The sequence below is a fragment of the uncultured Methanobrevibacter sp. genome (assembly GCF_902774605.1).
Taxonomy (GTDB): Archaea; Methanobacteriota; Methanobacteria; order Methanobacteriales; family Methanobacteriaceae; genus Methanocatella.
In genome coordinates this window covers 1-19950 of the sequence record NZ_CACYJE010000019.1, presented here as the reverse complement: position 1 = coordinate 19950, position 19950 = coordinate 1, and the positions used below count along the sequence as shown (strand labels likewise).

20 protein-coding genes are annotated in these 19950 nt (G+C 41.9%); 13 read left to right on the top strand and 7 right to left on the bottom strand.

The window, feature by feature from the left end:
* The first annotated feature begins 1 nt into the window (after nucleotide 1).
* The 4 genes from hdrC to QZU77_RS05215 are packed head-to-tail and all read left to right on the top strand — an operon-like array spanning nucleotide 2 to nucleotide 4226.
* A complete protein-coding gene (hdrC, locus tag QZU77_RS05230; RefSeq protein WP_295601057.1) occupies nucleotides 2–604 on the top strand; it encodes a ferredoxin:CoB-CoM heterodisulfide reductase subunit HdrC in 603 nt (200 codons plus the stop codon).
* On the top strand, nucleotides 601–1548 hold the full coding sequence (hdrB, locus tag QZU77_RS05225; RefSeq protein ID WP_295601054.1) for a ferredoxin:CoB-CoM heterodisulfide reductase subunit HdrB: 948 nt from the start codon (nucleotides 601–603) through the stop codon (nucleotides 1546–1548). Before hdrC ends, hdrB begins: the two co-directional genes overlap by 4 nt.
* Entirely contained in the window at nucleotides 1538–3841 is a 2304-nt protein-coding gene (gene hdrA / locus QZU77_RS05220; protein WP_295601051.1) for a ferredoxin:CoB-CoM heterodisulfide reductase subunit HdrA, read from the top strand. Before hdrB ends, hdrA begins: the two co-directional genes overlap by 11 nt.
* Nucleotide 3842: 1 nt before the next feature.
* A complete protein-coding gene (locus tag QZU77_RS05215) occupies nucleotides 3843–4226 on the top strand; it encodes a hypothetical protein (RefSeq protein ID WP_295601048.1) in 384 nt (127 codons plus the stop codon).
* A 15-nt stretch (nucleotides 4227–4241) separates the two neighbouring features.
* Here QZU77_RS05215 and QZU77_RS05210 read toward each other — a convergent pair whose 3' ends face one another.
* The 4 genes from QZU77_RS05210 to comD form a co-directional block, all read right to left on the bottom strand.
* Nucleotides 4242–5537: a dicarboxylate/amino acid:cation symporter gene (locus QZU77_RS05210; protein WP_295601045.1), complete on the bottom strand. Its 1296-nt coding sequence runs from the start codon at nucleotides 5535–5537 to the stop codon at nucleotides 4242–4244.
* 63 nt (nucleotides 5538–5600) lie between these two features.
* Nucleotides 5601–5861 (bottom strand): MarR family transcriptional regulator, encoded by a 261-nt coding sequence (locus QZU77_RS05205; RefSeq protein ID WP_295601042.1) that lies wholly within the window; start codon nucleotides 5859–5861, stop codon nucleotides 5601–5603.
* An 85-nt stretch (nucleotides 5862–5946) separates the two neighbouring features.
* Entirely contained in the window at nucleotides 5947–6483 is a 537-nt protein-coding gene (comE, locus tag QZU77_RS05200) for a sulfopyruvate decarboxylase subunit beta (protein ID WP_295601039.1), read from the bottom strand.
* Nucleotides 6484–6487: 4 nt separating this feature from the next.
* On the bottom strand, nucleotides 6488–6985 hold the full coding sequence (gene comD, locus QZU77_RS05195) for a sulfopyruvate decarboxylase subunit alpha (RefSeq protein WP_295601094.1): 498 nt from the start codon (nucleotides 6983–6985) through the stop codon (nucleotides 6488–6490).
* A 170-nt stretch (nucleotides 6986–7155) separates the two neighbouring features.
* Here comD and cofH point away from each other — a divergent pair, with 170 nt between their 5' ends.
* Both cofH and QZU77_RS05185 read left to right on the top strand, forming a co-directional pair.
* Entirely contained in the window at nucleotides 7156–8298 is a 1143-nt protein-coding gene (gene cofH / locus QZU77_RS05190) for a 5-amino-6-(D-ribitylamino)uracil--L-tyrosine 4-hydroxyphenyl transferase CofH (RefSeq protein ID WP_295601035.1), read from the top strand.
* Between the two features lie 10 nt (nucleotides 8299–8308).
* Nucleotides 8309–8893: a thymidylate kinase gene (locus QZU77_RS05185; protein WP_295601032.1), complete on the top strand. Its 585-nt coding sequence runs from the start codon at nucleotides 8309–8311 to the stop codon at nucleotides 8891–8893.
* Here QZU77_RS05185 and QZU77_RS05180 read toward each other — a convergent pair.
* Complete coding sequence (locus tag QZU77_RS05180; RefSeq protein ID WP_295601029.1) at nucleotides 8888–9145, bottom strand: hypothetical protein; 258 nt, start codon at nucleotides 9143–9145, stop codon at nucleotides 8888–8890. The two genes, QZU77_RS05185 and QZU77_RS05180, sit on opposite strands and share 6 nt — an antisense overlap.
* 5 nt (nucleotides 9146–9150) lie before the next feature.
* Nucleotides 9151–10128 (bottom strand): DNA primase catalytic subunit PriS, encoded by a 978-nt coding sequence (gene priS / locus QZU77_RS05175; RefSeq protein WP_295601027.1) that lies wholly within the window; start codon nucleotides 10126–10128, stop codon nucleotides 9151–9153.
* A gap of 107 nt (nucleotides 10129–10235) precedes the next feature.
* Between priS and QZU77_RS05170 the strand changes: the two genes are divergently transcribed.
* Nucleotides 10236–10751 carry a hypothetical protein gene (locus tag QZU77_RS05170; RefSeq protein WP_295601025.1) on the top strand — a complete coding sequence of 172 codons (516 nt, stop codon included), beginning with the start codon at nucleotides 10236–10238 and terminating at the stop codon, nucleotides 10749–10751.
* A 4-nt stretch (nucleotides 10752–10755) separates the two neighbouring features.
* Here QZU77_RS05170 and priL read toward each other — a convergent pair whose 3' ends face one another.
* Nucleotides 10756–12090: a DNA primase large subunit PriL gene (gene priL, locus QZU77_RS05165; protein ID WP_295601024.1), complete on the bottom strand. Its 1335-nt coding sequence runs from the start codon at nucleotides 12088–12090 to the stop codon at nucleotides 10756–10758.
* A gap of 754 nt (nucleotides 12091–12844) precedes the next feature.
* On the opposite strand from priL, the gene metG reads away from it, so the two are divergent.
* The 6 genes from metG to QZU77_RS05135 all read left to right on the top strand — a co-directional run.
* Nucleotides 12845–14833: a methionine--tRNA ligase gene (gene metG, locus QZU77_RS05160; RefSeq protein WP_295601021.1), complete on the top strand. Its 1989-nt coding sequence runs from the start codon at nucleotides 12845–12847 to the stop codon at nucleotides 14831–14833.
* 12 nt (nucleotides 14834–14845) lie between these two features.
* Nucleotides 14846–16423 (top strand): DUF530 domain-containing protein, encoded by a 1578-nt coding sequence (locus QZU77_RS05155; protein ID WP_295601017.1) that lies wholly within the window; start codon nucleotides 14846–14848, stop codon nucleotides 16421–16423.
* Nucleotides 16424–16429: 6 nt separating this feature from the next.
* Nucleotides 16430–16891 (top strand): hypothetical protein, encoded by a 462-nt coding sequence (locus tag QZU77_RS05150; RefSeq protein WP_295601015.1) that lies wholly within the window; start codon nucleotides 16430–16432, stop codon nucleotides 16889–16891.
* 87 nt (nucleotides 16892–16978) lie between these two features.
* Nucleotides 16979–17410, top strand: a complete 432-nt coding sequence (locus QZU77_RS05145) for a universal stress protein (protein ID WP_295601013.1) — start codon at nucleotides 16979–16981, stop codon at nucleotides 17408–17410.
* A 17-nt stretch (nucleotides 17411–17427) separates the two neighbouring features.
* Complete coding sequence (locus QZU77_RS05140; protein WP_295601010.1) at nucleotides 17428–17823, top strand: hypothetical protein; 396 nt, start codon at nucleotides 17428–17430, stop codon at nucleotides 17821–17823.
* Between the two features lie 154 nt (nucleotides 17824–17977).
* Nucleotides 17978–19950 (top strand): CDP-glycerol glycerophosphotransferase family protein (locus QZU77_RS05135; RefSeq protein ID WP_295601007.1); only part of this gene is annotated, 1973 nt, incomplete at its 3' end.

The following is a 19950-nucleotide window of genomic DNA, read 5'->3' as shown; positions in this document are numbered from 1 at the left end:
TATGACCAATCAGCAGAAGATAACAGACTCCCCGATTGATTTTGCAGAGCAAATCATTGAGGATGTTAAAAACTCAAAAGAAGATGGAGTCTTGAAGTGCGTGCAGTGCGGAATGTGCACCTCCACATGTCCAGCAGCACGCCACAGCGACTATAATCCACGTGAAATCATAGAAAGGGTACTGGATGGTGACATTTCAATTATTGAGGATGACAATATCTGGAACTGCTTCTACTGCTACACCTGCCACAGCGTATGCCCTGTTGGCAACAGCGTATGCGAAGTAAACCAGATACTCAAGCAATTCGCAGTGTCAAATGAGATCGGATACGATAAGTTATATGAATACCTCGGCTTTGCAGATTCCTACTTCACAGCAGCCATCGGAGCGATACCTGAAATATTCTTCACAGACATCGACCGTGACGTGCCGGGATGGTGGGAATTTCGCCAGCACCTTGATGAAATAAGAAGCGAACTGGAGCTGGACCCGCCGCTGATGCCTCCTGAAGACGTGATTGATGAGGTAAGCACCATTTTGACAATAACAGGTTTTAAGGATAAGATCGATAAGATAAGGGCAACTCAGGAGGAAGAGAAATGAAACAGGTTCCGGACAAGGACATATTGCTGTTTAGAAGCTGTCTTGTGAGCGTCGAATACCCTGGAGTCGAGGCATCCACAAAATATGTATTCGACAAGCTTGGAGTGGACTATGCAATATCCGAAAAGCAAACCTGCTGCACAGGCCTTGGGCATTATTCAGATGTATTCGACCAGGTTGACACTTCAGCCATTGGGGCAAGGAATTTCAGGATAGCAAAGGACATCGGAAGGCCGAACCTTGTGATGATGTGCGCCACATGCTATGCAATCAACAAGAAATCGGTCAAGCTATTGAACAGGAAGGATGAATTGAGAGAACACATTAATCAGTTATTCGATGAAAACGGCTTAGGCCATCTAAAATACGAGAAGGATGACTTGAAACCGACGGAAAATATTTTCCACGTGGTCGATATACTCTATGCTAAAAAGGATGAGATAAGAAAGCATATCAAGTATGACCTGAGCGAATATACGATAGCAACCCACCATGGCTGCCACTACTGCAAGGTCCACTATGAGGACACCATTGGCGGTGTGCGAGACCCTAACGTTATGGATGAGCTGATAGGTGAGTGCGGATGCAGGACCATCGGATGGTATGATCACAAAAGGGCAACCTGCGGAACAGGATTCAGGCAAAGGTACTCCAATCCTGAACTGTCATTCACTGCAACGGCGGATAAGATGAATGCAATAGCCGACGAGGACGTGGACATACTTGTCCACCTGTGCCCGAACTGCCATATACAGTTTGACCGCTACCAGCACCTCATCGGCGAGCGTGAAGGCAGGAAATTCAGGGCGATTCACCTGAACATTGCACAGTTCATAGCATTGGCCATGGGTGGAGATTTGGATAATGTTATTGGTGCCAAGGCACATACGGTTCCTATTGATTCTGTTATTAAGGATTTGAAGGAGGTTAAAAATGAGGGATGATTTGAAAGTTGGCGTGTTTTTATGTGAGTGTGGAGGAAACATCTCAGACATTGTGGATTTGGACAGGGTTCGTGATGAGTTGGATGTTGAGTTTATAGGGCAGTTCGAGAACCTGTGTTCATTGAACGGTCGAAAGATAATTCGTGATGCAATCTTTGACCATGACCTTGACCGGGTGGTGGTGGCTGCATGCTCACCGATAAGTCATGAGAAGACCTTCCAGGATTATGTCAAGCCCCTAAATCCTTACCTTATGGATATGGCGAACATCCGTGAGCAGTGCTCATGGGTGCATGACGATAAGGGCAAGGCCACATCAAAGGCAATAACACTTATAAATGCATCAATCGAGAAGGTCAAGCAATCCGATGCGGTTGATCCGATATACTGTCAGACACCTGATGAGGTTGCCGTTATAGGTGGGGGAATCGCAGGAATGAACGCCGCATTGTCCCTTGCCAAGCAGGGAAACAAGGTCACGCTCATAGAGCAGTCCCCCTCAATAGGAGGCCATATGGCCAAGATTGGAAAGGTGTTCTCACCGGTCAAGATTGCAGAGGAATGTGGAATGTGCCTTTTAAACCCGATACTCAATGAACTGGTGTGGAACGACAACATTGAAGTCATGACAAACACTAAAGTGATTGAGGCGGAAAGGAGGGCTGGAACATATAACCTGATAATGGAGAAATCCCCTCGTTATGTTGACGCTGAAAAATGCATCGCATGCGGCAAATGCGCCGAGGCGTGTGAGGTTGAAGTGCCGAACGACTGGAACGATAACCTGTCAATGCGCAAGGCCATATACAGGCCATTCGGCCAGTCATACCCTGAAGCATACGTTATAGACATGGACAACTGTTCAAGATGCAGCGAATGCGTAAAGGTGTGCACCATGAAGGCAATCCGGCTCAGGGGCAGACCTGAAAGGATTCCTCTGCAAGTCGGGTCAATAGTGGTGGCTACAGGCCATAAGCTGTTTGACATGGAAAAGCGTCCGGAATACGGCTACACCAGATATGATGATGTGATAACTCAATCAGAATTGGGGCGCATAACCGGCGTTAACGGTCCGACAAAGGGCAAGCTGTTAAAGTCAAACGGTGAAGTTCCCAAGCGTGTCGTCATGATACAGTGTGTGGGTTCACGTGACGAAAAGCCCGACGGGCACAGGTACTGCTCAAAGATATGCTGCACTGTCGCATTGAAGAATGCCAACATCATAAAGCACAAGTACCCTGACACTGACGTGCTGATATGCTATACTGACGTGCGAACACCTGGAATGTTTGAGAAATACTATAAGCACACCCAGGAAAACGAAGTCCGGTTCCTGCGCGGACGTCCGGGAGAAGTGGTTAAGAAGGGTGACAACTTCATAGTAAGGACAGAGGATACATTGAAAGGCGAATTCGTTGAAATCGAAGCGGACATGGTGGTATTGTCAACTGCGATGGAGCCGTCCGAAGGAACACGGGAGATAGCGGGGATATTGAATGTTGGCGTTACCGAAGACGGTTTCATCAAGGAATCACATCCGAAAATCAAGCCAGTCGCCACTGACGTGCAGGGAATATTCGTCTGCGGAACCGCCCATGAGCCGAAAGACATAACCGATTCGATCATGCAGGCAACCGCTGCGGCTTCAAAGGTTGGCGAGTACAACTATGGCGGAGTTGAAATCGAACCGTTCATAGCCGAAATAGACACTGAAAGATGCACAGTCTGCGGTGAATGCATAGAAAGGTGCAAGTACAAGTCAATGAGCATACAGAATGATGAAATCTACATTGACCCTATGAGCTGTACAGGCTGCGGCAAATGTCTTGTAGGCTGCAAGCAAAGGGCAATAACCGTCAACGGTAACATCGACGAGAAGATAATGGCCACAATTAATGGAGCATTGTCCAAAAAGCAAGCTGGCGAACGCATGATACTGGTGTTTTTGGACAATATCGGTTACACTGCAGCGGACAATATTGGAGTCAACAGGCTAAAATATCCTGAATCAATCCATATCATCAAGGTAATATCAGTCAACAGGGTAAGGCCAAGGCACATCAAGTATGCATTGGATAACGGTGCCGATGGAGTTTTCATCGGAGAGTTTCCGGGAGACCTGATGTATGATGAGGTGGAGCGCAAAATCAAAAGGGCCAAAAACAGGCTCGAGGAATTGGGGGAAAACCCTGAAAGAATCACATTCTCAAAGGTTTACATACCATACTTCTCAGGACTTGCCCGCAAGTTCCAGGAATTCGATGCTAAGATAGCTGAACTTGACGGAAAATAACATGTCTTTAAAAAGGTTGATTTTGCAAAAGGATGATGATTTTCAAATTGATGTGGATTCAACAGATGACATTGAGGTTCTAAAGGAAATCGCATTGGATAATCCTAATTATAGAATCCGCTTAAAAGCGGTTTTCAGGATATCTGACGATGAATTCCTAAAAGGCATTGTGGAAAACGACCCGAACCGCAAGGTTAAAATCCATGCTGTTGAAAATATTGAAAGACTGGATTTCCTGGAGGATATTTCCCGGAACAATTCAGATTGTCATGTGAGGCTCAAAGCTATTGGAAAAATAGATGATGGGAAAATATTGGAAGGAATTCTGGAGAATGAATCCAATAAGAGTGTAAAAAAAGTCATTATTGATAAATTAAAAAATTAAAAGAATCATGTAACATTAATCTGTTACATGATGATTTTCTTCTTTTTGGGGCTTTTTGCCATTGAAAACGTCCGTGTCCAGTGAATTGTTTTTAAATGATACAATCAGAGTGCAGATTGCATCTCCTGTAACGTTCACGGCAGTTCTGAACATGTCAAGGATATGGTCTATGCCGAATATCACTCCAATAGCTGCTACAGGCAATCCGACGGAGTTGAACACCATTGTCAATGTAACAAGACCCACTGATGGAACGCCCGCAGTTCCAATGGAAGCCATCACTGCAGTGAATATCACTGTCAGGAGTGCGGAGGTTCCAAGATCCATACCGTATGCCTGTGCTGCAAACATTACTGCAACACCCTGCATTATGGCGGTTCCGTCCATGTTGATTGTGGCTCCTAAAGGAATGGTGAATGAGGATACGTCACGTGAAACGCCAAGTTCTGAGAGTTTTTCAATGTTTAATGGTATTGTTGCGTTTGATGTTGAAGATGAAAATGCGAAAAACATCACGGAGAAGAATTTCCTGTAGAATTTAAGTGGATTCAATCTGGTTAATATGACAAGTAAACCCGGATAGACCACGAATGCCTGTATCGCCAGACCCAGCAATACGCATGACACGTATTTTGTCAAGGGGATTATTGCTTCAAAACCAAGGCTTCCGAATGTCTTTGCCATGAGGCAGAAAACTCCTATTGGTGCGAATTTCATCACGATGGAGGTCATTTCCATCATTATTGTGTTTCCCTGTGTGAAAATATCATTGATTATTTGTGTTTTTTCCTTCAGCTTGGCTAGAATGTATCCGATAAGCAGTCCGAAGATAATCACGGGCAACATGTCCCCGTTGGCAAGGGAGTTGATTGGATTGTCAGGGATAATGTTTAATATGGTGTCTGTCATTGTCTGATTCATGACAACACTGGATGACTGGGCGACGCTTGCCATGTTCAAACCCAATCCCGGTTTGAAGATTATTCCAATCACGAGGGCCAGTGTCACTGCAATGGCAGTGGTTATTATGTATATGAGTATTGTTCGCCCTCCAATCGCTCCGATTTTTCTAATGTCGGATATTGATGCGACACCAACAACTATGGAACAGAAAACCAGTGGAACAACCAGCATTTTCATTAGCTTGATGAATCCGTTTCCTCCAAGGTAGAAGATATTGTCCATCAGTATTACATTTTTAATGAATGGATTGTCCACGTAGAAATTAAGGAACAGGCCGAAAATCAAACCAAGTATCATTCCTATAAGTATCCAATTTCCAAGGCTAATCTTCTTGAATATTTCAATCATAATTATTAATTTATTTTTAATTTGTTAAATATCTTATACCTTGGATTTCAAGAATGTTTAGTCCTATAATTCTTCAAGAATCTTCAAGCCCAAATCGCTGCAGGCATATAATCGTCCCTTTCTCACATTCTCATTGACGCAAAATACGATGTTATTATTTTTCAACGCTTGTAAAGTGGCTGATATGTGACTTGTTTGAACATTCAATTCCTTAGCTATTTGTGTGGGTGTTTTCAACTCTTCACCAATGGATTTCAGTGTCCGGATTCTATAGTTGGATGCCTTGACAAAACCTAAAATCTCATAGAATTCCTTATCGCTCATGAAGGATAATTTCAATTCACGTATAAAAATAGGTTATAATTATCAAAACGGTTAAGATGAAAGTTAATGAAAAAAAGTAAAAAGGTTAAATGGATTTCATGAACCTTTCCTTGATGGTGATCGGGTCCAAATCAATGATTGGCGCTTTTGAATTGCCTGCCTCGGTCCTGTAAACGACAAAGCTTGCATTCTCATTGTGCATCACGTCCTTGAGGTTGATGTCATTGAAATCATAGCTGTTTTTGAATCCAACGCCCTTGGCAACATCAACCAGGTCAATCATCTGTGCGTAGGTGTCCTGGTTGCCGGTTGAACCGTATGCTCCATTGTCAATGACAATCCAGGTCAGGTTGGATGGATTGTTTGCAAACACTGTCACAAGAGATCCCATGTTCATTAGAAGTGACCCGTCACCGTCGATAACGACAATGTTCTTGCTTGGCTTGGCCAGTGCAAGGCCCAATCCTATTGATGATGCAAGACCCATTGAGCCGATCATGTAGAAGTTTTTGGAGCGATCATCTATCTCGTATAATTCCCTTGATGGAAATCCGATGTTGCATATAACCAGTTCCTCGTCAATATGTTCCATAATGTCTCTAATTGCTTCATATCTTGCCATGCTATCACCAGTACTTAATCTCCAATAGTATGCTTACAGGCTTTCCCTCATCCTCTGACAGTTCCCATGCCAATCGAATATCATCATATGCCTCTTCAGGATTTCCAGGTTTGAAGAAATTGAAGTTCATAGCTTCAAGTATCCTTGGTGTTGACTCGCCCATAGGGACCTGTCCGCAAATGTTCTCTCCTTCTGTTCCCCGATGGCTCATTATCATAATCAGCGGGAATTCATATAGTTCCATTAATGACTTAAGGGCATTTATTGAGTTTCCAAGTCCTGAATTCTGCATCAGGATGGCTGTTCTTTTGCCTCCAAGGTATGCGCCGGCACATATTCCAATCCCCTCCTCTTCGCGTGTGACTGGAATATGGGTTATTTCAGGGTCCTCGTCAATCATGTCCAGCAATCTTGACAGGTTGACGCATGGTACGCTTACGATGAAGTCGATTCCTGCATCCTTAAGGCCGTCGTAAATAGCTTCTGTACTATCCATTTTAATCACTTCATGGTATATTATTTGTATAATAATGTATTTAAATTTGTAATATTCATCATTTTTGATTTTTTTATGAATATTATTCCTAGTTTTCAATTTGTATTAATGTACATTTTCATACAACAGTTCGGTTAATAGTAACCTTTTTATTTATTCAAATCTAATATTAAATCATGTTTGATAAAATACCAATATCCTCCAAGACAGAAAAAATCCTGACCAAATCACTTGATGAGCAGATTACTGTCGAGGAAGCGAATCATCTAATGAATATTAAAGGGCCAGACCTATATCCCTTACTTGCAACTGCTGACTATTTAAGACACGAAATCGTCGGGGACGACGTGACATTCATTAACAACTGTAACATTAATTTCACTAACATTTGTACAGTTAGATGTGGTTTTTGCGCATTCGGTAAAGACGCTGACGACCCTGAAGCATATATTTTGAATGACGAGCAAATCCTTGCAAAGGCACAGGGTGCCGTTGATAAGGGGGCTCATGAGTTCTGCGTGATGGGTGGAGTTTTGCCTGATGCAGACATTGAATATTATGAGCATCTCATGCACCTGTTGAAGGATGAATATCCCAACGTCATGATTCACGGATTTTCACCGACCATGGTGAGGGATGCATGTGTGGTTTCAGGAATCGACATTGCTGAAGGATTCGAGAGACTACGCGACGCCGGCCTTGACACATTGCCAGGCACTGCTGCGGAAATATTGACCGACAGGTCAAGGGAGATAATATGCCCTGAAAAGGTTACCGTGGCCGAATGGATTGATGCGGTTAAAACCGCCCATGAAGTTGGCATACCGGGTTCTGCAACAATAATGTACGGTCATGTGGAAACTCTGGAGGAAAGGGTGGAACATATTGACATTATCAGACGATTACAGGAAGAGACTCATGGGTTCACCGAGTTCATTCCAATGACTTTTATGCATGAGTATTCTCCAATCTTTTTGGAAGGCCAGACAAATCTTGGAGCCAGCGGCACTGAGGACTTGAAATTGTATGCCGTTTCCAGATTGATGCTTAGGGACTTGATTCCAAACATTCAGGTTTCATGGGTTAAGATGGGCTTCAGGTTCGCTCAGGTGGCATTGACAGCGGGCACCAATGACCTTGGCGGCACACTTGGCGGAGATGAACTGTCAGCTGCTTCCGGTGCTCCGGACGGTGTGGAAGCGTCAATTGAAACCTTAGACAGTATGGTGAGGAACCTTGGAAGAAAGCCGATTGAGAGAAACTCCAAATACACTGAATTTTATCCTATCGCGCAGGGCATTGAATTGCCTTCAAAATAAGGTGTGAAAATTGAAGAAGTTTATTGTTATTGATGGATTAGACGGGTCAGGCAAGGACACTCAGGTTAGATTGCTTGCCGAAGCATATGAAAGGCAGGGAAGAAAAGTCACTGTAAGGTCCCATCCATGCAATGATAATAAATACGGTAGAAAATCAAAACAGGCTCTTCTCAAGGAGGGCAAGTGGAATCACATCAAGGCCACATTGTACTTCGGCATGGACGCCATCAGGTCAGTTCAGATGTACTGCCACAGCAGGGACACTGACGTTGTGATATTTTCCCGCTATATCCTTGCGGTGATGTATCTTCCAAACGGCATCAACACTCTGATTTATAAGATTGTGGCTTTCATTCTTCCAACATCCGATTGCATGTTCTTTTTGGATGTGACTCCCGAGGAATCGCTCAGGCGAATCGGTTCACGTCATGAGCAAACTGAAATGTTCGAGAACATTGATTCCCTGCGTGAAAACCGTGCCCGGTCACGGAAGTTCACATACAATTGGAATGTAGTGTCAGGTGAGGATTCTCCAGAAGTGATTTCCGAAAAAATAGTTAATAAATGTTTTGAAAGCGACAGGATGCTTTCATAATACTTCTTTTATCCCGTCAGATGTTATGATCATAAGGGAGTTCAGGTTATCAAGCACTAGTGACACTATCGGATGGGTTTGAATGTCCTTGTGCATGAATATTATTTCATTTTCAACAATGTCAATCCAGTTAACATGATACACCACCACGCCGTTCACAATCAGGCCAAGGAATTCCGGCACGTAGCGGTTCTCGTTGATTTCTTCGAAGTAGGGGTTTTTTCTAAATATTTCTCTTAAAACTTTATCCATAATTATCATGCTCCTTTTCTTTCATAAACGAATTTAGGGACTGCCTTGTCGAATGGGTCGAAGGTTTCACGGTTTTTCACTTCCATGCATTTCATGCTGACCTTGGAGTGAAGGGATGATGGCAGTCTGAGTATCCTTTTAAGGTCAATTGATACTTTAGCGTCAATGGTTGCAAGGTTGACTCTGGCCATTGCCTCTACAAGGTTCTTGTATCGTCTTGGACCGATGTCACGCTTGAAATAGCCCCAATTGTCATTTTCCAAATGGTGTCTTGAGGAGATTATGTCCTTCATGAGCTTAGGGTTAATTCCGTCTATCTTCTCGTTGCCGACAAGATGCTGGATGTTGAATTTCACCTTGTCGGTGAATATTTTGGAATATCCGATAGGTATGGAGAAGTGCTCGAAGTTGAAGCTTTGGTTGGAGACTTCTGAGTTTATGAACTGTGATTTCGGAACCTCCGCACCTGCGGCATACTTGAGAACTTCTGATCTAAGCTCGCTTCCGGCGGTCATCATTTCCTCGTCAAGTATACGGATATGGTATCCTCTGCCGGAATAGATCAGGTGAATGTTTTTAAGGCCCAGGTCACCCTTTAGAGTATCGATTAAGGTATTGACTATTTCTAAAGCTTCGCCAAGACAAGTCTCGCATACTCCATCGCACTGGCAGGACCTTATCGGTATGTCCTTTGCATCCACGTCGAAAATGTATTCCGCCTTGAGCCAGTCCTCTCGGCGGCGCGGGTTGTTGTAGAACGCCACTGAGATGTAGGCTGCAAATGGTGCCTTGTATCTTAGGAACTTGCGAAGTGACTCGGTCCCCCTGAACACCTTGTACCTGTCATTCGGTCCACGGCCGTTATGGTCGAAACCGAATTCCCTTTTCTTTATGTCATTGGCGATGAAGTCAGGAAGGTCCTTCGGGTCCCATTCCTCACGGTAGTATTGTCTTCGCTCTTTAATTGTCGCTTTAGAAAACATGATTATTAATATATCGTCGAAAGTATTTATTTATTGGGTAGGTGTGCTTTCGTGCATGTGTGCTTTTGTGCAAAATTTATTAATTATGGTTTGATAGATATAATAGCATGAATGAATTTGTTGAAGTAATCGGTGTTGAGCACTTGAAGACCGTTCTTTCGGGTCTGACTCCTGAAGAGATAGTGAAGCCTGCTTTTGAAAATTGGATTGGAGGCATTAGGACAGGTCACACTGTACTGAACCTTGAAGACGGTAGGGTGTATGGTTTGGGGATAGAGTTGAATCAGCTGCCTTTGGCTGATGACATCTACATTGAGCTTTACACAATCAAGTCACATGAGGAGCCGATTGATGAGGAGGAATTCTTCTCCAAGCATGAGTATGAGGAGTTTCTTGAGTTCAGCAGCGATGACCCTTGTGAGTACATTCCTGATATCATCACTGAGTTCTGTGAATTGAAGGGCATTGATGAGTATGAGCGAAAGATTGGTCTTTTGGCGTATAATTTCGAGAAAAACGAGCAGGCCAATTACAACATGTGGGAGTCAAAGATTTTAAACAAGTATTATGATGCCATTTATGAGGATCATAATCCATTCAAGTTTTCACAGTCCACTTTGTAATGGTCTATTCTTCTTTTGGCGCTTCCCTGTCCAATTGGAATTTTTTGCGTCCATAGCATGACAGTGGATTGTTTATTCCCTTGCATGACTTGTCCGGATGGCATAGGTTAGGCAGGTGTATTTTTATTTTCTCGCAGCTCATCGGAGTGTACCATTTTGTCTCGCCCTCATGGTTGATGTCCACGCGCTCGTGCATTCCGAATCCGAGCTTTGATATGATGTTTATCTTTTCCTGTGGCTGGTCGTCGAATAGTGGTGGTGTACAGTTGTCTGCTGCGTCAAATATAAGTGGCAGTATCTCGTTTTCTGTAATGCTTAAGTCCGGATCCATATCAGATACCTTAACTGTCTCGTCTGATGCGAATATTCTTGGGTATAATCGTGCATATGAAGCGAATGATGTTAACAAGAGTACGATTGCATCGTTACGCCCACCGGATGACACTCCCTCCACTGTTGATTTAATGCATGGTGGGAACGCGTCGGGGTTAAGCTTGCCCGCTTGCACTGAGCCGTAGATTCCTCCGCTTCCTGCATAGTATTGGTTGTACTTGCTTGTTTCCTCTGGTATGAAGTCTTTTAGTTCCTCTCCTATTTTAATTATTGCAGGGTGCATTTCTATCCTTGCTGACATTTCCTTTATTCTTGCAATGTATTCCTCGGTTTTCTGCATCATCAAACGGGAGAGTATTTGTTCCTTGACGCTGTCTCCAACGAGGATATTGTACATTCTGTCTGGGCTTCTGTCTGTGAATTCATCGCCGAAGCGGTATATGAAATCCTCATGCTGCAGGACCACGTCACCGTCATCTATTAGAAGGTCTGTTAGCTTCAGTTTCTTGGTTGCTATTATTTCCCTTAGTGATTTCCATGTTATTGCGCCGTCAACCTTCACTTCCTCGAGGACTTCGTCGATGATTTCAGCCCTTGACATTGGCGGTATCTTTGCCAGGCGCTCCAGGATTAGTGTTCCCTGTGATTCGATGAAGAGTCTTGTTTCACGTGATCCCAGGTTGAATTGTATTGCGATGGCTTGGCATAGTATATGGTAGGTCACAGTATCCTGTGCGTAGAGTTCCTCATTGGTTAGGTATTCAAATTCGGCTTGTGTGAAGTTTTTATTGTTTTTTTTCTCGATTGCCCATTGGATCCTTTTCATGCATAGTTGTGCGTATGTCTTTGGAAGCAGGGAGTCGTCTGATATTTTCTGGTTTAGGGTGCGTATGCATGTTTCGATTAGTTTTTCGTCTTCCTCGAATATCTGGTTTAAATTACCGTATTCCCGTATTATTCCTCTTCCTTCATCGGATAATGGGTTAATAAATGAAACTTCTGCCATATTCTTTACTTTTTATTTCATATATTAAATAGGTAACTCATTTTCTAAATCAATATTGCCTTTTGGTTGTGAGGTAAGTGATGGTGGGGCTTAAAAAGCCCCTGAAGAAAAAGCTGTTTTAGTTTGATGAAATATGTCATATATTAAAACTCCGCTTCATTGCTTCTTTTTCATCGAACACTCAACTTGAAAACTGTAACCTCTTTTCATCTCCTTAAAACATTGTTTTCTTCATCAGTAGTTAGCTATTGGTTTAATATACCAACAGTATGTGATGGCTAAAAAAATAATGCCCTCTAATGCTGCTGAAACCATCTTTACACCTCCCTAAAAGAGGTAGTGGTACATGTTATAATCATTTTAATAGAAGCCTCTTTTAATTCTGTGAAATTTTTATTGATTCCAGCAATTTATATTATTATTTTATTTATAAAAAGTATTACTATTAGAATATTTCAAAAAGATATATATATGAAAACAATGATAGTTTTAAGTACATGTTATAAATCGTCGAAGCCGATTTTTTTTAGTAATTGGGGTAAAAGATTCGTATTAATCTTTCCCTTCTTATTAAAAGTTTTATTTTTATTAAATGATTATATTTAAAATATTTTCATGATTTTTTTGTTGATTTTTGTAGTTTTTTATTTTCATAAATTATTTTAAACGCATATAACAGTGTTAAAAAAATACTATTATTAATCATGAAAAATATAATTATACTATGTTTAAAATAATTGAGGAGATAAGATAAATGTCTAAAATATTTATTTCATGTGCACTTCCTTACGCTAACGGCCCATGTCACTTAGGCCACATCCGTTCCACATACCTTCCGGCGGACATCTACGCCAGATACAACAGGATGATTGGAAACGACGTGCTGATGGTTTGCGCAACCGACGAGCATGGAACCCCAATTGCCGTCAAGGCAGATAAGGAAAACAAGAAACCAATTGAAATTTCAAAAAGATATCATGATATGATTGTTCGTGACGTGGAGTCAATGAACATTTCACTGGACAACTTCACAAGAACCACAGACGAGGCACACTACAACATCGCAAAGAACTTCTTCAAGGACCTCTACGACAAGGACCTGATTTACAGGGAGGACATCCAGCAACTCTACTGTCCGAACTGCAAAAAGTTCCTGCCTGACCGTTACGTTGAAGGATTATGTCCCGTTTGCGGTTCAGAGGCCAGGGGAGATCACTGTGAAAAATGCGGAAAGGCCCTTGACCCTACAGAACTCGACGAACCACACTGCATAACCTGCGGAACCACCCCGGTAATCAAGGACACCTTCCAATACGCCTTCAAATTATCCGAGTTTGAGGATGCATTGAAGGAATACATTTCCAACAATGACAACTTGCCTGCCAACGTAAAAAACTATGCATCAAACTGGCTTGAAGAAGGATTGAACGACTGGATTTTAACCCGTGATATGGACTGGGGCATACCAGTTCCTTTGGATGAGGCAAAAGGCAAGGTATTGTACGTTTGGATTGAAGCGTTCCTCGGATACATTTCATCAGCAAGCCAATGGTCAAAGCAGTCCGGCAAGAAATGGGAGGAATACTGGAACGATTATGTAGTCCACTTCATAGGAAAGGACATCATCTACCACCATTCAATATTCTGGCCGGGACTCCTTAAGGCATACGGCTGCAAACTGCCTGACATGATCTATGCGGGGGAATTCCTGTCCCTTGAAGGTGAGAAAATGTCCACCAGTAAAAACTGGGTCATCTGGATAGAGGATTTCGTAAAGGACTATGAGCCTGATTTATTAAGGTACTACCTGACAATCAACGCTCCGCTGAACAAGGATTCAGATTTCTCATGGGATGATTTCCAAAGAAGAAACAATGACGAGCTTGCAGACGTTATTGGAAACTTCCTGCACCGTACATTCGTATTCACAAAGAAATCATTTGAAAGCAAAATCCCACAATACTCCAACCCATCTGATGAGGATGAGGAGTTCAGAAAGGCAATAGCCGAATTGCCTGACAAGGCCGGCGCATACATTGCCGATTATGAGTTCAGGGAAGCATTGCTTGAAATATTCAAGGTGGCTAAAAAAGGAAACAAGTACTTCAATGACGCTGAACCATGGAAAGCCGTTAAGGAAGACCCTCAAAAAGCCGCCAACTGCTTATACTTATCAAATCAATTAGCAAAAACCTTGGCTTACATGCTTAAACCATTCCTTCCAACAAAAGCCGACAGGATAGCTGAAATAATGAACCTCGGCAGCTTGGACAATTGGAATGATGCAAAGGATGAACTGCCAACAGGCCATGAGATAAACAAGGCCAAACCATTATTCAAGAAAATAGAAGATAAAGAAATCGATGCCCAAAAGGCAAAATTAAAAGAAAACCTAACAACACAAGAGGAAGATAACATGAGTGATTTAATAACAATCGACCAGTTCGATGAAGTGGTAATCAAGATAGGACAAGTTAAAGAAGCTGAAAAAATAGAAAAATCAGACAAGCTGTTGAAACTTCAAGTAGACATCGGCGAGGAAAAGCCACGCCAAATCGTAGCGGGACTTGCTAAATTCTACTCCCCTGAAGAATTGGTTGACAGGAAAGTCTGCGTTGTTGCAAACCTACAGCCTGCAAAACTCTTCGGAACACTCTCCGAAGGAATGATACTTGCAACCGGAGAATCCGGTGCATTATTAACCCCTGACGTTAAAGCAGAAGTCGGCGAAAGAATACAATAAATTTGGATTAAAATGCAAGAGTCTGTCCTGGTAAACAAAGCCGAGAACTACCTTATTGAAATAGCAAACGACCCAATTGACATGAGTGGCATTGAGGAGTTTGACAATTTCAGGAATCTTTACTTTAAGCTAGATGACAGATTAAACTACTTGCAAAAATTAAAGGATGATATGGATGCGCAGGGATACACCACTCCCTTCACATCACTTAGCAAGTACGGGACAAAGACCGTGGCTGAAGTGAGCATTGATGAGATGGGCGAGAGCAGCCGCCATAATCAGATATTCAGGATGAAGGCGAATGCCAAGAAGAACATTCTTGACCGTGTCAAATCAGCCATCGATTCCCATAGGATTGCATTGGGCAATCTTGAGCAATACGGTTATGTAAAGTGCAACTCATGCTATAAGAAGTACTCCATGAGCGATTACAAGAGGATGGAGGGCAAGTGCACTTGCGGCTGTCAGGGTTTCACATTCAAGATAAGGCGTGAAGCCACACACAGGATTGGCATAATACCATACCTGCCATTGTCAGGCAATTACATGGTTTTGAGAAATGGACTGTCATCATATGGACGCGAATCCCTAAAGCATGTAATGAACATCCTCAAGCAGGAACGCAAAGGCGTTGTCAAGACAATATCTCTGGTGATACGATTCAGAGACGCTAACAAGCGTCTTATTCGAAAGAACATCACATTGGACTCTGAATTCGTCAATAACTATGAGGAAGAGGTCAGGCGACAGTACGGTCGAAACGTGCGTATCGAGGCCTTAAGATTCCACAGGACAAAGCCGGCCATCATCGACGACAATCATGCAAGGACAGCATTGGCACTGGGCTATGTCAAGTACGGCGAGAAGATAATTGCTGATGTTAAGGATGAGATTTTAAAGCGCAGATTATCCGATTTCAAACGCATCAACAAGTACGATGAAATCATAAGTGAGTATGAAAACGTCACTCCCGATTTCATAGACCCTTATGACTTGGATGCAATTGAAGCATGGCGTGAAATGCAAATCGAGAAAAACTTGAAGAGCATGGGCTATATGGATAAGTTCGGAAACGTCACAAGATCATTGAGGCGTGATTTGAAAGTGAGGGACAACATATACAAGAACATCCTAACCAATATAGCCTCCACCCTGATAATGTGGGATATCTTCAGGTATTACATGACAACATCCAATAATTCCCGTAAAATCGACATTGGACCGTTCCCTTATATCCGCGTGGAGCTTGACCGTGAACAGCGCAAGGTGTTCCAGGCCACTCACCATAAGGCGATTGAGACATTGGATGCCTACACTGACATCAAGATTATCCCTGTTGAGGAGATGGACCTCTTATTGTATGAGAAGTTCAAGTTCGAAAAGCAGATACGCAATTCCCGCCTCAAGTTCAACCATGTTGCATTGGGTGCGGCACTGATCAATCAGAATTCGGATATTGAGCTTTCGCAGATAAGCAATGCATTCAACGTCAATGAGTCCCGCGTCAAAAAGGAAATCAAGAACATTGACAATATCAGGAATCCGAAAAGCGACAAGTCCAAGAAGTTCCTGGACCTGATTAAGAAGTGATTTACTATGGATGAAGTCACAACAATTCACATTACAAAGGCACTGTCATCGTCAATGATTGTGGAATTGATTGACAGGTACCCTAATCTTGAGGAGATCACCTGCTCCCCCAGCGTCTATGACAGGACCTCCAATACTTATATTGAGGCATTGTCACAGCTGGACATTGAAGTCAACAGGAAATACCAGTGGGGTGCCGAGTCAAGAAGCAACGGTGCCGAGTTTGAAGTAAAGAAATTGTCGGATGAGGGTTTGACTCCACGTGAAATCGCTTCAAAAATGGACATTACATTAAACCGTGTTTATTACCTTCTCAGGAAAAGCAACGCTAGTTTTAACAATCGCAAGCATAAGCATAGTCATGAGGAGGTCAAAAAGCTCAGGGATGAGGGCATGAAGCCCAAGGATATTTCCGAGAAATTGGATGTTCCTCTCAGGACAGTATACTATATTTTGAATAAGAAATGATATTTTTTTTTACAAACCTATTTTTGATAAAAACATTATTAACTGATGAGAAACATACATACCTTTACTTAATAAATTGGTGGAGTTATGTATAAAAAAATTATATTGCCAACTGATGGTTCAACATATGCAGATTTATCTATTGAAAGAGCAACAAATCTAATCGCCGATGATGGTGAAATCATTGTTTTATCCGTTGCAGGTAAATTTACTTCTAGTGCTTTTCAAAGCCGTAAAAGGGTTAGGAAAGCAAATGAAGTAATGAAAAAGGAAGCGAAAATGGCTGTTGACAAGATGGCTGCTAAATTCGATGATGACGTCAACATTATAAAAATGGTTAAAACAGGTTTTCCAGCTGAAACAATTAATCAGGTTGCTGAAGAAGAAGGTGCTGACCTTATAGTGATCACTTCCTCCGGTAAGAGTGGAATACACAAGTTCATTATAGGAAGCGTTGCTGAAAAGGTTCTTAAAACAAGTGAAATTGACGTGCTTCTGGTTCATAATAACGATGAATAAAAAAAGGGTGATTTTTGATGGTTAACGTTAAGACAATCATCATTGCAGTGATAATACTTCTGATCGTTGCTGTTGGAGCTTTCGCATTCATCCAGGCCAATTCACACAACACCAGGGTTGATGTGATAAGTAATTCGACCTTGAAGAACGGTGATATGGTTCAGGTGGTCCTCAACGATGAGTACAGGAATGTTTATCCGGGTGAAACCATTTACATCAAGATTTTGGATGATTCCGGATGGGCTCATAATTATGATGTGACCACTGACGATTCCGGTGAGGCATCAGTAGTCCTGTCCACTTTAGAGAATGGTAACTACACTATTCACACTAACTATAATGGGACATTGTTCAATAAGCCTTATCATGGTGTCAGTCAACTGGAGATTAATGACGGATACACTTATTATTAGTTTTTTTCAGATTCAAGAATTATCTAATTCTTGAGTTTTAAATTATTTTCAGCCATCCGATTTTTCCAGGTTAAATCGTGGCTTCTTAAAGTATAAATAAGTTTAAATACTTATTGTGAGTTATTAATAGTATAGTTTAATGTAGGAATTCAATATGGTTTTTTTAAGTATTATCATCTCGTTTAACATTTCAAAAAGACACCTCATCGATTGTCTGAATAGTCTATGTGATCAGAATCTAAACGATTATGAGATGATTATCATCGCCAACGGCTATGATGGATCAATGGATGATTTGTTGAAGGATTATTCACAATTGAATATTAATTTGATTCAGTTTGAAGAGGAGATTGGAGTGGACAGGGTCAGAAACGAGGGCTTGAAGATTGCCTCAGGCGAGTATGTATGCTTCATCGACGGTGATGATTACATTTATGCTGATGGATTGTCTAAACTGATTGAAAATGCAAAAACAACAAATGCCGATTTTATCAACGGGGAAGGGATTCCCAATGCATACATTCGAGACCGCATGGAGGATGGAAACTCCTCAAAAAGAATTGCCGAAAGCATAGAGGGCAAGAAGGAACCTCATACTCCTGCCGTTCCCGGTGGATTTAAGAATAAGTTGCGTAATTTCAAGGATTGTGCAATAAACTCAATGATTTACAGGGAGTATTATAATGGGAAATTGGACGAGAAACTGGTTTATCTCGAATCCCGTGACGGCATGGATTTCACCGGAAACATCTTCAGGATTGTGGAGGAGCTGTCCACGGGCAAGTATGGTGACTTGAAGATTCAGGTTCACGCTAAGCCTCAAGTGGTTGATAAGATAAGGGCTTATCAGAAAAGGTATGATTTAAAAATTGATAAAATCATTACAAAGGAGGCAATGGCCACCAAAACCCTGGAAAAGGCAAAATACATCTTCACAGATTCCGGCATCAGGCCGAAATATGTCAAGAAGGAAGGCCAAATATTCATCAACACTTTCCATGGAACTCCTTTAAAGGTAATGGGTAAGGACAACACTGCAGAAGAGCATCGTGTGGGAAATGTGCAGCATCCGTTCTTATCCTCTGATTATTTATTGTATCCGAATGATTACATGATGGATAAGATGCTCAACTCATACATGATTGAAAAGATTTATCCGGGCAAAATCCTTCTTGAGGGCTATCCTAGAAACAGCGTCTTTTTCACTGAATCCAAATTAAGGGATGAGCTAAAGTTAAATGATTATGAAGTATTCGCCTACATGCCGACTTTTCGCGGCATTTTCATGGACAGGGATGATGAATCACAGAAAGTTGATGTGGAAAACTATCTAGTTAAACTGGATTCTAAGCTCAAGGACAATCAGGTGTTGCTGGTTAAATTGCACATTTTAAATGAATCTAAAATCGATTTCAACAGATTCAAGCATATCCGGCCATTCCCTAAGGATTATGAGACTTATGATGTTTTGAACATGGCTGATGTGCTGGTCACTGATTATTCAAGTGTGTTCTTTGATTATGCCAATACTGGACGTAAAATCATATTGTTCAATTATGATGAGGAGGATTACTGCTCCTACCGTGGATTTTACTTTGGATTGGATGAATTGCCATTCCCTAAAGTCCAGACAACTGATGATTTGATTCATGAGCTCAATACTCCTAAAGATTATGATGATTCAGAATTTATAGACAAGTTCTGCACTTATGACAATCCCGATGCAGTGGAACATGTCTGCAGGCATATCTTCCTTAATGAGAAATCTTGCAGGGAAGTTGAAATTAAAAATGACAAGCCGAACATTCTGATTTTTGCAGGGGCATTGTATAATTTCGGTATAGCATCGGCACTATTCAACCTGTTGCATAATATTGACAGGACAAAGTACAATTTCTTCATTACCTTCAAACAATGGGAGGACAATATCCTGAAAAACCATAGGGAGATATTCAGGATCATTCCTGAAGGCGTGGAGGTATTGCCGTTAAGGTTCAACTTAACTCCTACGATAAAGGAGAAATTGGATTACAATAAATTCTATCTCTCAAATGAGGATATGGACTGTCCAAAATCATTGGACAATCTCTTCAAGAGGTCATTCGACAAGCAATTCGGCAGCGTTAA

Coding starts and splice junctions, on each gene's coding strand:
- hdrC (WP_295601057.1), top strand. CDS start 2: ATGACCAATCAGCAGAAGATAACAGACTCCCCGATTGATTTTGCAGAG.
- hdrB (WP_295601054.1), top strand. CDS start 601: ATGAAACAGGTTCCGGACAAGGACATATTGCTGTTTAGAAGCTGTCTT.
- hdrA (WP_295601051.1), top strand. CDS start 1,538: ATGAGGGATGATTTGAAAGTTGGCGTGTTTTTATGTGAGTGTGGAGGA.
- QZU77_RS05215 (WP_295601048.1), top strand. CDS start 3,843: ATGTCTTTAAAAAGGTTGATTTTGCAAAAGGATGATGATTTTCAAATT.
- QZU77_RS05210 (WP_295601045.1), bottom strand. CDS start 5,537: ATGATTGAAATATTCAAGAAGATTAGCCTTGGAAATTGGATACTTATA.
- QZU77_RS05205 (WP_295601042.1), bottom strand. CDS start 5,861: ATGAGCGATAAGGAATTCTATGAGATTTTAGGTTTTGTCAAGGCATCC.
- comE (WP_295601039.1), bottom strand. CDS start 6,483: ATGGCAAGATATGAAGCAATTAGAGACATTATGGAACATATTGACGAG.
- cofH (WP_295601035.1), top strand. CDS start 7,156: ATGTTTGATAAAATACCAATATCCTCCAAGACAGAAAAAATCCTGACC.
- QZU77_RS05180 (WP_295601029.1), bottom strand. CDS start 9,145: ATGGATAAAGTTTTAAGAGAAATATTTAGAAAAAACCCCTACTTCGAA.
- priS (WP_295601027.1), bottom strand. CDS start 10,128: ATGTTTTCTAAAGCGACAATTAAAGAGCGAAGACAATACTACCGTGAG.
- QZU77_RS05170 (WP_295601025.1), top strand. CDS start 10,236: ATGAATGAATTTGTTGAAGTAATCGGTGTTGAGCACTTGAAGACCGTT.
- priL (WP_295601024.1), bottom strand. CDS start 12,090: ATGGCAGAAGTTTCATTTATTAACCCATTATCCGATGAAGGAAGAGGA.
- metG (WP_295601021.1), top strand. CDS start 12,845: ATGTCTAAAATATTTATTTCATGTGCACTTCCTTACGCTAACGGCCCA.
- QZU77_RS05155 (WP_295601017.1), top strand. CDS start 14,846: ATGCAAGAGTCTGTCCTGGTAAACAAAGCCGAGAACTACCTTATTGAA.
- QZU77_RS05150 (WP_295601015.1), top strand. CDS start 16,430: ATGGATGAAGTCACAACAATTCACATTACAAAGGCACTGTCATCGTCA.
- QZU77_RS05145 (WP_295601013.1), top strand. CDS start 16,979: ATGTATAAAAAAATTATATTGCCAACTGATGGTTCAACATATGCAGAT.
- QZU77_RS05140 (WP_295601010.1), top strand. CDS start 17,428: ATGGTTAACGTTAAGACAATCATCATTGCAGTGATAATACTTCTGATC.